Origin of the sequence: Pelagibacterium halotolerans, assembly GCF_044811015.1 — a bacterium.
Lineage (GTDB): Bacteria > Pseudomonadota > Alphaproteobacteria > Rhizobiales > Devosiaceae > Pelagibacterium > Pelagibacterium halotolerans_A.
The window spans coordinates 2,333,892-2,347,752 of the sequence record NZ_CP085243.1 but is presented as its reverse complement, the minus strand read 5'-3'; the positions used below and the strand labels follow the sequence as shown (position 1 = coordinate 2,347,752).

General features: G+C 61.7%; 10 protein-coding genes. 3 read left to right on the top strand and 7 right to left on the bottom strand.

What is annotated here, in order from left to right; all coding sequences use genetic code 11:
- Positions 1 to 27: 27 nt before the first annotated feature.
- Positions 28 to 987 carry a hemolysin family protein gene (locus tag LG281_RS11520; protein WP_404400791.1) on the top strand — a complete coding sequence of 320 codons (960 nt, stop codon included), beginning with the start codon at positions 28 to 30 and terminating at the stop codon, positions 985 to 987.
- Positions 988 to 995: 8 nt separating this feature from the next.
- Here LG281_RS11520 and LG281_RS11515 read toward each other — a convergent pair whose 3' ends face one another.
- The 3 genes from LG281_RS11515 to LG281_RS11505 all read right to left on the bottom strand — a co-directional run bounded on the left by LG281_RS11515 (position 996) and on the right by LG281_RS11505 (position 4,575).
- Positions 996 to 2,585 carry an MBL fold metallo-hydrolase gene (locus LG281_RS11515; protein ID WP_404400789.1) on the bottom strand — a complete coding sequence of 530 codons (1,590 nt, stop codon included), beginning with the start codon at positions 2,583 to 2,585 and terminating at the stop codon, positions 996 to 998.
- Positions 2,586 to 2,614: 29 nt separating this feature from the next.
- A complete protein-coding gene (locus tag LG281_RS11510) occupies positions 2,615 to 3,166 on the bottom strand; it encodes an ActR/PrrA/RegA family redox response regulator transcription factor (RefSeq protein WP_404400787.1) in 552 nt (183 codons plus the stop codon).
- 68 nt (positions 3,167 to 3,234) lie between these two features.
- Positions 3,235 to 4,575: an ActS/PrrB/RegB family redox-sensitive histidine kinase gene (locus tag LG281_RS11505; RefSeq protein WP_404400785.1), complete on the bottom strand. Its 1,341-nt coding sequence runs from the start codon at positions 4,573 to 4,575 to the stop codon at positions 3,235 to 3,237.
- A 152-nt stretch (positions 4,576 to 4,727) separates the two neighbouring features.
- Between LG281_RS11505 and LG281_RS11500 the strand changes: the two genes are divergently transcribed.
- Positions 4,728 to 5,180, top strand: a complete 453-nt coding sequence (locus tag LG281_RS11500) for a DUF2852 domain-containing protein (RefSeq protein WP_404400783.1) — start codon at positions 4,728 to 4,730, stop codon at positions 5,178 to 5,180.
- A 202-nt stretch (positions 5,181 to 5,382) separates the two neighbouring features.
- On the top strand, positions 5,383 to 6,117 hold the full coding sequence (locus tag LG281_RS11495; protein WP_404400781.1) for a M48 family metallopeptidase: 735 nt from the start codon (positions 5,383 to 5,385) through the stop codon (positions 6,115 to 6,117).
- 256 nt (positions 6,118 to 6,373) lie between these two features.
- On the opposite strand, the gene LG281_RS11490 is transcribed toward LG281_RS11495, so the two are convergent.
- The 4 genes from LG281_RS11490 to dnaN form a co-directional block, all read right to left on the bottom strand.
- Positions 6,374 to 8,461, bottom strand: coding sequence for a transglycosylase domain-containing protein (locus LG281_RS11490; protein WP_404400779.1), 2,088 nt, complete (start codon positions 8,459 to 8,461; stop codon positions 6,374 to 6,376).
- Positions 8,462 to 8,770: 309 nt separating this feature from the next.
- Positions 8,771 to 11,200 (bottom strand): DNA topoisomerase (ATP-hydrolyzing) subunit B, encoded by a 2,430-nt coding sequence (gyrB, locus tag LG281_RS11485; RefSeq protein WP_404400777.1) that lies wholly within the window; start codon positions 11,198 to 11,200, stop codon positions 8,771 to 8,773.
- Positions 11,201 to 11,314: 114 nt separating this feature from the next.
- Positions 11,315 to 12,433 (bottom strand): DNA replication/repair protein RecF, encoded by a 1,119-nt coding sequence (gene recF / locus LG281_RS11480; RefSeq protein WP_404400775.1) that lies wholly within the window; start codon positions 12,431 to 12,433, stop codon positions 11,315 to 11,317.
- Positions 12,434 to 12,718: 285 nt separating this feature from the next.
- On the bottom strand, positions 12,719 to 13,837 hold the full coding sequence (gene dnaN, locus LG281_RS11475; RefSeq protein WP_404400773.1) for a DNA polymerase III subunit beta: 1,119 nt from the start codon (positions 13,835 to 13,837) through the stop codon (positions 12,719 to 12,721).
- Positions 13,838 to 13,861 lie beyond the last annotated feature (24 nt).

Below are 13,861 nucleotides of genomic sequence, written 5' to 3'. Positions count from 1 at the left end.
ACCCTATTGCCCGGCCGCGGGGGGTCTTTGCGTACCGACCTGCAGGAAGCCCTCGAATCGCACTACGACGCGGAGATGCCGGACAGCTTTTCCGCGTCCGAGCGGGCTATCCTTCAGAACGTTTTGAACCTGGGCGATATGCGCGTCGAGGACGTCATGGTTCCCCGCGCCGATATCGAAGCCGTTGAGGTCAATGTCACCGTCGGTCACGTCATCGAACGCTTTCGCGATGTGGGACATTCGCGCATGCCGGTTTTCGAGGACAGCCTCGATTCGGTCATCGGCATGGTCCACATCAAGGACGTGCTCAACCGCACTACCGAACGGGTCAAGGCGGACAAACCGGCCGACGGCACCAATGGCGCTGGAAATGGCAACGGCATGCCCGCAAGTCCGGTGAAATTCGTCACACCCGCGCTCAAACAGAAGATCGGCAAGCTCGATCTCGTCCGCAAAGTCCTCTTCGTGCCGCCGTCGATGCCGGTCATCGACCTCTTGCAGTCCATGCAGGCCACCCGTATGCACATGGCGGTGGTGATCGACGAATATGGCGGCACCGACGGGCTTGTGACCATCGAAGACCTTCTCGAAGCGGTCGTAGGCGACATCGAGGACGAGCACGACGAGGATGAAGTGGCGATGCTCAAGCCGCTTAATGAGGACATGTTCCTTGCCGACGCCCGCATCGAACTTTCCGAACTGGCCGAGACCGTCGGCCCCGATTTCGACCCCGGCGAAGTCGCCGAGGATGTCGATACTCTGGGCGGTCTGGTGTTTGCGCTGATGGGCCGCGTACCCGTGCGCGGCGAGGTGATTTCCAAGCTCAAGGGGTTCGAACTCGAGATCACCCGCGCAGATGCCCGCCGCGTACGCCAGGTCCGCATCACCCGCAAAAAGCGCAAGCAAAGGCTGATGTTCACCGGGCCGAAAGCCGAAGCATCCTTGGGCCCTCAGGACGGCTCATCGGGGCAGCAGGCGGCGGAGTAGGGAGGGCTTCACTGCGCCGCGTCCAACGCCGCCTTCACTGCGTCCATCACCTCTTGCCGCGCCGTGTCGTTCGGCGCTTCGCGCAGCTTGTGGCTCAGTTCGATGATGAACTCCGCGTAGGAATTGTGCCAATCATGCGCGATCTGACCCGGCTCGATCCGTGGCGCTTTCGTCGGCACCGCCGCGCCCGCGCCGCCGGCGAGCAGCTCAACGAGATCGTCGAGCTCGGGCCGGATGATCTGATCGGACGAAAGCCCGATCTCCCGTAATGCGACGGCGAAGGCCTTGCGTTCCTCGTCGTCGCCATGGGTTAAAAACACCGATCCATGCACGGGCAGCCGTGCCTTGACCCACGCGACGAGTTCGGCGTGATCGGCATGGGCCGAATAGTTCTGAATCGTGCGGATCGTCGCGCGTACCACCGTTTCGCGCCCGTGGATACGCACCTCGTCCGCGCCGCTCTGGATCACCTGTCCCAGCGTACCCTGGGCCTGATAGCCGACGAACAACACCGTGGCGTCGTGGCGTGGCAGGTTGTTACGAAGATGGTGTTTGACTCGCCCCGCATCGCACATCCCCGAGGCCGAAATGATGATCGAACCGCCGCGAATCATATTGATTGCCTTGGATTCCTCCACCGTCTCGACGATTTTGAAGCGCTTATCGGCAAAAAGCTCCTCGGCGCTGAGTTCGGTATCCTCGAATTGATCCGCGAAATTCCGAAAGACGCCTGTCACCCGCCGCGCCAGCGGTGAATCGAGGAAAACCGCTATCGGGTTGATCGTACCATCCTTGATCAGGACCCCGATATCGTGCAGCAACTCCTGGCTGCGTTCGACCGCGAAAGCGGGAATGACCACATTGCCGCCCCTTTCGAGCGCTTCGCGCAGTTCCGTGCCCAGCGCCGCGCGCCGCGCTTCGAGCGTATAATCGGCGCGGTCGCGCCCGCCATAGGTGGATTCGCAGACGACATAATCGAGGTCGTGCGGGCTCTCTGGTTCAAGATAGAACGCTTTCTCGTCCGGTCCGATATCCCCCGAAAAGAGGATTCTGACGGGTGCTTCGCCATCGGCGACTTCCAGCTCGATCGATGACGAGCCCAGAATATGCCCCGCATTCCAGAACCGTACCCGAACCCCCTCACCGGGCGAGAACCATTCGCAATAAGGGTGCTCGATCCGGTGCTCGAGCGCCCGCTCGGCATCCTTGAGCATATAGAGCGGCTCGACAGGAGGTTCGCCCCGCCGCCGCCGCTTGCGGTTTTCCCGTTCGGCCTCGCTCTCCTGGATCGAAGCGGAATCGGGCAGAAGGAATTCGATGAGCCCGTGCGTCGCCACCGTGGCGTGCAGCGGCCCCCGATAGCCGCCTTTGTAGAGCTTGGGAATGAGCCCGACATGGTCGATATGCGCATGCGTCAAAAGCACGAAGTCGATATCGGCGGGGGAAAAGGGAAAGGGCTTGGCATTGAGCGCCCGGACCGTCTTGTTGCCCTGAAAGAGCCCGCAATCGATGAGAAACGTGCCCGCATCGTGCGTAATCCGGTAGCACGAGCCCGTGACAGTGCCCGCGGCACCGTGAAACGACAGGGTGACGGTCATGGAGAACTCCCGAAGATGTGTAGAGTGCGCTAGCGCGGTGCGCGCTTGGCAAGAATCCGTTGCAGCGTTCGGCGGTGCATGTTGAGACGACGCGCGGTTTCCGAAACGTTGCGGTCGCACAATTCGTAAACGCGTTGGATATGCTCCCAGCGCACGCGGTCCGCCGACATCGGGTTCTCCGGCGGTTCGGGCTTGATTTCTTCGTCCGCAAGCAGCGCCTTGATGATGTCGTCGGCGTCCGCGGGCTTGGCGAGATAGTCCATCGCGCCCAGTTTCACGGCCGTAACCGCCGTTGCGATATTGCCATAGCCGGTCAGAACCACCGCGCGGGCGTCAGGACGCTTCTCGTGCAGCGTGGAAACCACCTCTAGCCCGTTCCCGTCCTCGAGCCGCAGATCGACGACGGCGAAGGCTGGTGGATTCGATTTGACCGCCGCCAGCCCCGCCGCGACACTGTCTGCAATCGATACGATAAAGCCGCGCTTGTCCATGGCCCGCTCGAGCCGCGTCAGGAACGGCTTGTCGTCGTCAACGAGCAAAAGCGTACGGGCTTCATCTGCAAGGTCGGTCAAATCGGTCATTTTGTTATCCTCTCGCCGTCCTTTATATGGCGAATAACACCCAAAAGGTCAAAGCCGCTCCATGCGGCCTATTGGTACGCTTCTTCGACCAGCACGGCGCGCGGCCAGGAGATTTCGACGCACGCATGCCCGTTCGCCCGCGCGTTGAAGAATCGCAGCCGCGCGCCGGTGCGCTCAAGTAGTGTCTTGGCGATGAAAACGCCCAGTCCCAGCCCGCCCGCGCCCTCGGCGGGACGCGGATCCGCATCCCCGCCGCGCCAGCGCGTCGTGAGATAGGGTTCGCCCAGCCGGCTCAAAAGATCGGTGGGAAACCCCGGCCCATCGTCGGTGATCGTGATCACCACGCGGGACCCGTCCCATCCGGCGCTGATCGAAACCTTTTCACGCGCGAACTGCACCGCGTTTTCAATGAGGTTCCCAAGTCCATATAAGAGCCCGACATTGCGCGCGATCACAGGCTCGGGTCCCCCATGTTGGGATTTCGAAAGCGCGATCGTCTTGCCCGCGCCCGCGCTCGAATGCTCGTGCAGCTTGGCGAGCTCGGCGACGATATCCGAGAGCGATGCGTGATCGAAAATGTCTGAGCCGCCAGGCTTGAGGCTACGCAGCTTACCGAGGATCGCCCGGCACCGCGCCACCTGTTCGAGGATAAGGTCGATATCTTCCGCCATCTCTTGCGTCGGCGCGTCCGACCGCATTTCCTTGGCGGCCAGCGCAATCGTCGCCAAGGGCGTCCCCAATTCGTGCGCCGCCGCCGCCGCAAGGCCGTCGAGCGCGGAAAGCTGCTGCTGGCGCGAGAGCGCAAGCTCGGTCACCGTCAGCGCGTCGACCAATTGCCGCGCTTCGTGCGCGACCTTGCCCGTATACCCCGCGATAAAGGCCACACCGCACAGAACTGCGACCCACATCCCGATGAGATAGACCGCTGGCGGCACAAAGGGCGCCGCCGGATCCCAGGGCAACGGGAGATGGAACATCGCCAGAGCGGTCGCAATTGCGCCAGCAAGCACCGCCAGCAGGACCGTTTCGCGCTGGGGCAGCACCGAAGCGGAAACCGAGACGGGTGCAATCAACAGGAGTGCAAAGGGATTGCCGAGCCCGCCGGTCAGATAAAGCAATCCGCCCACCTGCAGACAGTCATAAGCAAGCTGAAGGAATGCCAGCCGCCGCCCGGGCCGGTGCGCCGGACCGAACCGGATCAGGAGCCCGACATTGAGCAGGACCGAAAGACCGATCAGCGTAAGACACCCCAGCAACGGCAACGGATAGCCGAGCCCATACTGAATGAAGAGCACGCTGGCTGCTTGTCCCGCGACTGCAAGCCACCGCAGAAGGATGAGCGTATCGAGCCGCAAGGGATGCGCAGGGTGTGTCAGCACTTGGGTGTCGTTATCGGCCAATGGATACATAAAACCACTCTACTTCCGTGCAAATACCCGGAAAGCCGGGCCTATGGGCCTTCTACCACAGTATTTCAAGGCCCAGAATTCGCATATTTCCGCCTTGACCGCGAATTTGGGGACCCCAGTTATAATCGTGTTCGAACCTGGAGAGACGGACAATGAGCACTGCAATTATCAAACCTGAATGGTCGCCCCTAACCATCGCGTTGATGGTTCTGGGCTTCATCATCTTCTGGCCCCTTGGCGCGGCGATGCTCGCCTATATCCTTTGGGGTGAATATTTCGGCGGCTCGAAAGAGAAGGCCGAAAGCTGGGTTCATAACCAACGCGAGCATTGGAAGGCCAAAAAGGCCGCGCACCATCGCTGCCACGGCCGCCACTATCGCGGTTTTGACCGGACTGGCAACGCCGCGTTCGACGACTACCGCGAGGAGCAATTGAGGCGCCTCGAAGAGGAGCGCCGCCGGCTCGATGAAGAACGCGCCGCGTTCGAGGAATATCTCGACAACCTCCACAAGGCGCGGGATCGTGAGGAGTTCGACCGCTTCATGCGCGAACGCCAGAATCGTCCCGAAGATAATGGCGGCGGTGACCAGCCGCACCAGTATTGAAAACGCGAAGACACGAGGTTCGGCGCCATATTAGGGGATGAGCCTCCCGCCCCTGCCGAACCTTCGCCCCGGACCTTTCCGCCGGGGCTGTAAGAAGACGGCGTACGCTCCCCCCTTGGCGTGCGCCGTTTTTCTTTTCCCTGATTGCCTATGGCTGGGCCATACTGAACGCAACCGAATCGTAATCTCGGGGACACTCCTAATGGGCTTGGGTTTTCTGCGCGCCTCGAAAATTCCCAGTTTGACCGAACTCGTGATTGGCGAGACCGCCGTCGCGGTCACCGTTAAGGTCAACCCGCGCGCCCGGCACTACCGGCTGGCGGTTTCGCGCAAGGGCGAACCGGTCCTGACCTTCCCCGCCTCGGGGCGCTGGGCCGAAGCGCAAGCCTTCCTTGAACGCAATCGCGGCTGGCTCTCCAAGCGCCTCGAAAAGCGTGGCAGCATCGCGCGGCTGGCGGATGGGGCCAATGTGCCGCTCCGTGGCATTGAGCACACACTCCTCGTCCGCGACAGCCTTCGCGGCACTGTGGAAGCCGGTGAGGGTCCGGCCGGCCCCACGCTCTCGGTTCCCGGCGGTGCGGATCATTTCAGGCGCAGGCTGATTGACTGGTTCAAAACCGAGGCGCGGTCCGATATCGAGGCGCGTTGCGCCGTCCATGCGAACACTCTCGGCGTCTCCATCGCCGCGATCCGCATGCGTGACCAGTCTACCCGCTGGGGGTCATGCTCATCGGCGCGTGTGCTTAACTTCAATTGGCGCCTCATCATGGCGCCGCCCTTCGTGCTCGACTATGTCGCCGCCCACGAGGTCGCCCATATCCTCGAGATGAATCACGCCCCCGCCTATTGGCACACCCTCGCCCGCGCGCTGCCGGACTATGAGAGGGGCAAGGCCTGGCTCAAGGTCCACGGTCAGTCATTGATGGCGATTGATTAAGAACACCCTCAAGAACAGCTGCATCGTCTCGCCTATCCTTTTTTCCGCCCGGCGAGATCCGACGCGGTTATTCTCGGGAGTGTCCTGGCCGGAGCGCATGAGCGTATGCAATGCAACGCAATGTAATGTCATAACGTTGCAATACGAACCCATTAGCGTCGGCCTCGGATGCGGTCCGGAGCCAGGTTCTGGTGCGGATCAATTGCCTCCAACAAGGGGTTCGCACCGGGCTGCATCCAACCTGGCGCTTTCGCCCTTATTGTCCGCCGAAAATCGAATTGAGCAGGCCGCCGACAGGGTCATTGGCCGGTCCAACGAGCTGCCCGTCCGGTTGGGTGCCAGCCTGTCCTTCCGCGGGCTGGGCTACACGCTCGGCCAAGGGCACGTAATGACCCGGCAGATTGGCGACCGAAAGCCCTTCATGCGCCTGAACCATGAATTTCCGCCAGATCTCGGCGGGCACCGAGCCGCCGGTCAGCCCGCCGGTCGAGGTGTCGTCGTCATTGCCAACCCATACCCCGCCGACCCAACTCGCTGTGTATCCGACGAACCATGCATCGCGCGTGCTCTGCGTGGTTCCCGTTTTGCCGCCCATGGGCCAGCCGGGTAGCGCCGCGCGGGTCGAGGTCCCTTCCCGTACACCCGTCTGCAGCATGTCGTTCATCATTCCCACCTGCTCGTCGGTCAGGATCTGTCCCGGCCCCGAGGGTACGGCCTCGTAGAGCACTTCCCCATCCGTCGTCGTGATCCGGGTGATGACGTTGGCGATGACGCCCTGCCCGCCATTGGCAAAGGGCGCATAGGCCGCAGTCAATTCGAGCAGCGAGACCTCCTGCGTGCCAAGCGCAATCGACGGCACCGGCTGGAAATTCGAGGAAAAGCCCATACGGTAGGCGGTCTCGATGACGTTTTCCGGGCCGATATCGATGGCGAGCTGTGCAGCGATCGTGTTGATCGATTTGGCGAGCGCGTCGCGCAGCAGCATGGGGCCGCGATACTGCCGGTCGTAATTGCTCGGCGACCAGCCATTATAATCGATCGGCTCGTCGATCATCACCGTATCGGGCGTGTAGCCCTGCTGAAGCGCGGCGAGATAGACGAACGGCTTGAAGCTCGACCCCGGCTGCCGCCGTGCCGTCACCGCGCGGTTGTACTGGCTCTGGGTGTAGTCGACGCCGCCCACCAAGGCCCGCACACGGCCTTCGGTATCCATGGCCACGAGAGCCGCCTGGTCGAAATTGCGGTCCGTGCCATATTCGGCGACCGCTTCCTTGATGACGAACTCCGCGTGCTTTTGAAGATCCCAGTCGATGGTCGTATGGACGATGACGTCTTCGTTGACTTCGCCCAGATATGCGTTCATGAGCGTTTCGACCCAATCCGCGACGTAGTATTCCGCCCCCGCCTGCCGCGTGGGCACGCTTGTCCGCGATGGATCGACCGCCGCCGCGTCGGCCTCCTGCTGGGTAATGAAACCTTCGCGTACCATGTTCGCCAGTGTCAGCCGCTGCCGCTCGATGGCGCGATCGGGATGGGTCTTGGGGTTATAGGCCGAGGGGGCAGGCAGGATACCCGCGAGCATTGCCGCCTGCCCTAGCGAAAGGTTGCGCGCGGAAATGCCGAAATACGTCTGCGCGGCTGCCTCTATCCCCGTTGCGCCCGAACCGAAATGGACCCGGTTCATATAGAGTTCGAGGATCTGTTCCTTGGTGTAGTTCTGCTCGAGCCAGATCGCCAGCAACGCTTCCTGCACCTTGCGCCCGAGCGTTTGGTCGGGGGTCAGAAACAGGTTCTTTGCCACTTGCTGGGTGATCGTCGAGGCACCGCGGGTCAACTCGCCGGCGCGCAGCGATTCAATCGCCACGGAGGCCAGGCCGATCGGGTCCACGCCGAAATGCGAATAAAAGCGCCGGTCTTCGTTCGCGATGATCGCGAGCGGCACATAGTAAGGAATCTCGTGGTAGGATACCGCCTCGCCGCCGGTTTGCCCGCGGTTCGAAAGCAATTGCCCGTTTGAGGCGAGTACCTGGATATTGGGTGGCCGCTGCGGCACTTCCCATGTGTTGGGCGCGCCGAGCTCGCGACCGTAATAGAAAATGATACCACCCACCACGATCGCGCCCAGAATCGCCATCGTGAAGCAGAAATAGACAGCGCCTACAAGAAAACCGCCGATCCCCCCGCGCCGCTTCTTGGTCTTCGCTTGCCGTCCCTTGGGCGTCTTTTTTGGCTTTTGTGCCTTCTGGGGCTTTTCCGCCCGCGCGGCCTTGCCAGACGCACCAGCGCCATTGCCGCCTTTTTTACCGGCGTCGATACGGTCTTCGGGATTGAGGCGAAGGTCCATAGAGCTCACTTTCCGGGCAGATAAGGCGATTGCGTGGCGTCCCTTCCTCTCAATCGCCGGCGATGCACGCGCGTCCCCGCGCGGCAAACCAAGTCGAGGCTCTTGCTATTGAGCCTAAATGTGGCCGGTTTATGTGAGGTAAAACGGCCCGATGCAAGCGGCCCGATCAAATTAATGCGCGCTCCCCTCAGTGTTGCGCATCTGCATCGGATTTTGGCGGATAGTCATCAAACCGCGTGCCGGGTTCGGGGCAGGCATGCGCGCCGCCCCCAACTCTGATAAATTCGCAACAAATCTTCTAGCCGCCGATCACACGTCCAGGTTCGAAACGGCCAGCGCGTTATCCTGGATGAAGTCGCGCCGCGGTTCGACGAGGTCACCCATAAGCTGAGTGAAGATGTTATCCGCATCGTCCGTCTGGTCGATCTTGACCTGCAGGAGGGTGCGCGCATTGGGGTCCATCGTGGTCTCCCAGAGCTGCTCGGCGTTCATTTCGCCCAGCCCCTTGTAGCGCTGGATCGAAACGCCCTTGCCGCCAGCCGCCATGATCGTCGCAAACAGCGAGCGCGGGCCGTAGATCTCGGTCTTTATATCCTTGCGCGTGAGTGTCGGGACACCGCCATAGATCTCGTCGAGCTTGCCTGCCAGCGAGCGCAGCTTGCGCGCGTCCGCCGAACCCAAAAGCGCCGCGTCGAGGGAATGGGATTCGGTCACCCCGCGCACCACGCGCGAGAAGACAAAGCCCCCTTCGCCGTCGAGTGCGCCTGTCCAGCCGCGCTCGGTTTCGTCCGACATACGGTCCAGCCGATTGGCGACGCGCTCGGCGAGGTGCTGCGCGGCGGCGGCATCCTCCATCGCTTGCGGGTCTAGCGCGCCCACAACGGCGGCCTGTTCGATCATTTGCCGATTGTATTTTGTATTCTGTGCCTCGATCAGATGATCGAGGTCGCGTGCTTGCTCGACGATGGACAAAAGATCTGCGCCAGCATGCGAACTCCCGGCCCGCGTCGTCAGCACGGCATCCTCGACGCCACCTGAAAGAAGGTAATCCTCCCGCGCCCGCTCGTCTTTCAAATACTGCTCGGATTTCCCGCGCGTAACCTTATAGAGCGGCGGTTGCGCGATATAGAGATGTCCGCGCTCGATGATCTCCGGCATCTGCCGGTAAAAGAACGTCAAAAGAAGCGTGCGGATATGCGCGCCGTCTACGTCGGCGTCCGTCATAATGATGATCTTGTGATACCGGAGCTTTTCCGGGTCGAACTCCTCGCGTCCGATCCCGGTCCCCAGCGCAGTGATCAGCGTGCCGACCTGGTCGGAGGAAATCATCCGGTCGAACCGCGCGCGCTCGACGTTCAAGATCTTCCCGCGCAACGGCAATACGGCCTGCGTCGCACGGTAGCGTCCCTGCTTGGCCGAGCCGCCTGCCGAGTCACCCTCGACGATAAAGATTTCGGCCTTTGCCGGGTCTCGCTCCTGGCAGTCCGCGAGCTTGCCGGGCAGCGAGGAAATCTCTAGCGCAGATTTGCGCCGCGTCAGTTCACGCGCCTTGCGCGCCGCCTCCCGCGCCGAAGCGGCCTCAGCCACCTTCGTAACGATGGTCTTGGCTTCGGCGGGATGCTCTTCGAACCATTGGGACAGCTTGTCGTTGACGACGTTCTCGACCACCGGCCGGACTTCGGAAGACACCAGCTTGTCCTTGGTCTGCGACGAGAATTTGGGGTCTGGCACCTTGACCGAAAGCACGCAGGTCAACCCCTCGCGCGTGTCGTCGCCGGTCAACGATACCTTCTCGCGTTTTAGTATCCCGCTCCGGTCGGCATAGCTCGTCACCTGCCGGGTGAGTGCACCGCGCAAGCCCGCTAGGTGTGTGCCGCCGTCGCGCTGCGGGATGTTGTTGGTGAAGCACAGGACGTTTTCGTGGTAGCTGTCGTTCCACCACATGGCCACTTCGACCGTGATCCCATCCTTTTCCGCCGAAAGCCCAATGGGCGCGCCAAGTAGCGGTGATTTATTCTTGTCGAGATATTTGACAAACGCCTCAAGCCCGCCCTCATAGAGCATGTCGGTCTCGATGACTTCGGGATGCCGCTTGTCCTTAAGGATGATATGCACGCCGGAGTTGAGGAAGGCGAGTTCACGCAGCCGGTGTTCAAGCGTCTTGTAGTCGAACTCGACCATCGTGAAGGTATCGGTCGAGGGCATGAAGGTCACCTCGGTCCCCGAGCGGCCTTCATATGTACCGGTCTCTTCGAGCGGCTTGTCGGCAACCCCGTGGGTGAAGCTGATCTCGTAAACCTTGCCGTTGCGGCGGATCTTCAATTTGAGCCACACCGAAAGCGCGTTCACCACCGAAACGCCCACGCCATGGAGGCCGCCGGAGACCTTATAGGAATTCTGGTCGAACTTCCCGCCCGCGTGGAGCTGGGTCATGATCACTTCGGCCGCCGAAATCCCTTCTTCCTTATGGATGTCGGTGGGAATGCCGCGGCCATTGTCGGTCACCGTCACCGAGCCGTCGGCATTGAGCGTGACGGTCACAATGTCCGCGTGTCCCGCCAGCGCCTCGTCGATCGCGTTATCGACGACCTCGTAGACCATATGGTGCAGCCCGGTGCCGTCGTCGGTATCCCCGATATACATCCCCGGGCGCTTGCGCACCGCGTCGAGGCCTTTCAAAACCTTGATCGAATCCGCACCGTATTCAGGTTCGCCAGAGATATTTGTAATGTCACTCATGAAGCTTAAGAATCAGCCTTTGTTGGGGACCGTTCCGTTGTATCCGATCCCCTCGTTTTCCCAAAGCAATTTGCCGGAAGTTCTGGTCAATAAGTGGGCAAAAATCGCTGATTTTCAACCGGTTTGGTGCAATTGACCGCTTGCGACGGAAAAGTGCTGCGCGCGCGCGCGCAGATCGGCGAAAAGCACCGGATCGGTCCCCGTCATCCAGCACTGCGTATCGAGCTTTTCAAGCGCATCGAAAAGCGCCGCGCGGCGCTTGGGGTCGAGATGCGCGGCGATCTCGTCGAGGAGCAACAAGGGCGTGATTCTGGCCATCTCCTTGACCAGCCGCGCATGGATCAGCACGAGCCCGATGAGGAGCGCCTTTTGCTCACCGGTCGAGCACAGGCCTGCCGGCATGCCCTTTTGCCGGTGGGTGACGGAAAAATCGACCCTGTGCGGCCCCAATGTCGTCCGCCCTGCCGCCCTGTCGAGCGCGCGAGACGCCCGCCAGCGCAGCGCCAATTCGCCTTCGAGCTCAGACGCCGTTCCGGGATCGGCATCCTCCAAAAGCGGCGAGAGGTCCAAAACTGCCTCGGGAAACCCGGTATCGGCAACTGAGGAAGCCATCAGCGCCTGCAGATGCGCAAGCGAATCCGTGCGCGCGAAATGAACCGCCGAGGCATATTCGGCCATCTGCGCCTCAATGGCGGAGATCCATCCCGGATCGCCGTTTTCATCGAGCAACCGGTTGCGCTGGCGCATGGCATTTTCGAAATCGGCCACCGCCGCGCCATGGCCGGGAATGAGCGTCGTCACGAGCCTGTCGAAAAACCGCCGGCGCTCGGATGCCGGCCCGGAAAAGAGCCCGTCCATCGCCGGGGTGAGCCACAGAATGCGCAGATATTCGCTCATCTGTGTCACCGAAGGCGCATTGGTGCCGTTGATCCGCACCCGCCGCGATCCCGCATCCCCCGCTGCGCCAGTGCCGATATCGACGGGTCCGTATTCGGTCTCGACGCTCGCCGCGACGGCCCAATGGCCGTCCGAACCCGAAAGCGCCAGCGTATCGAACGGCGCGCGCCGCAGCCCGCGTCCCGGCGAGAGCAACGATACCGCTTCGATGAGGTTCGTCTTGCCCGCGCCGTTCTCCCCCGTCAGCACCACATGCTGCGGCCCGAGATCGAGCGCGGCACTCGCATAATTGCGGAAGCTGGTGAGCCTGAGTCTTGAAATGTAACGCTGGGGCATCGGAAGCCCGCCGGGCCTAGGGCCAGCACGCACTTATTTCGCACTCACGACGCTGCCGGATTTGGCCAGCCCGGCTGGAAAAGTGCGTCGTGCGTATCGGGGATACGGAGGGCGGACTTTGACGCACCGAATGGCCGAATCCGGCGCGCCCCTCCGGGGTGGGACGCAAATGGCCAACTGGGGCGTCGGAGAGCTTGACCGTACCCCCGGTACGCTCTGCTCTCTCTTCCTGCCATTTGGCCATTTGTGTCTCCATCGTGAGCGCGAAATAAGTGCGTTCTGGCCCTAAACCCGCATCGGCATCAGCACGAACTGCGCCTGGGTTTCCCCGTCTTCCTTGACGAGTGTGGGTGAACCCGCGTCGTTGAAGAGGAACAGCGCGTTCTCTGTGCGGATTTGCGAGATGATTTCCAGCAAATACCGCGCGTTGAAGCCGATCTCGAACGCTTCGACATCGAACTCGACGGCGACTTCTTCATTCGCCGTCCCGTGATCGGGATTGGTCACCGACAATTCCAGCATCCCTTCGGAGAGCGAGAGCTTCACTGCCTTGCCGCCGCGCTCGGACGCAATCGTCGACACCCGGTCGACGGCCTTGGCGAGGCTATCGCGGTTGACCCGCATTAGTTTGTCGTTGTTCTTCGGCGTCACCCGCTCGTAATCAGGGAAACTGCCCTCGATGAGCTTCGAGAGGAGCACCACACCGCCAAGCGTAAACCGGATTTTGGTGTCCGACAGTTCGACCGCCACATCGCCCTCGACCCCGTCGAGCAGCTTCAAAACTTCCGAGACCGTTTTACGCGGCACGATAATCCCCGGCATCCCCGCCGAACCCGGCGGCGCTTCCGCCTCGACCCGCGCCAGACGGTGCCCGTCGGTCGCTACAGCGCGCATGACGATCCCGTCACCCGCCTCGATTGTGTGGATGAAGATGCCATTGAGATAGTACCGCGTCTCCTCGTTCGAGATCGCGAACTGCGTACGCTCGATCAGATCCTTGAGCGTTTCAGCGGGGATTGAGAAGGTGTGCGTAAAGCTGCCCGATTTGAGATCCGGAAACCCATCCGGATTAAGGCAGGCGAGGTGAAAGCGCGAGCGCCCCGAGGTGATCAGCATCTGGTCCGCGCCGTCAGTTTCGAGCACCACCTCCGCGCCGTCCGAAAGCTTGCGCACGATCTCGTAAAGCGTGTGTGCCGGTACCGTCGTTATCCCCGGCGTGCCGGTCATCGCGGGAACGGTCTCCGTCACCTCGATGTCGAGGTCCGTCGCCCGCAGGTCCAGTCCCTCGGCGGTCGCGCTCATTAAAACGTTCGCGAGGATCGGATAGGTATTGCGGCGCTCGACGACCCGATGCACATGGCCAAGCGACTTCAACAAGTGGTTGCGCTCAAGCGTGACCTTCATCGCGTATCAACACCCCTTTACGGA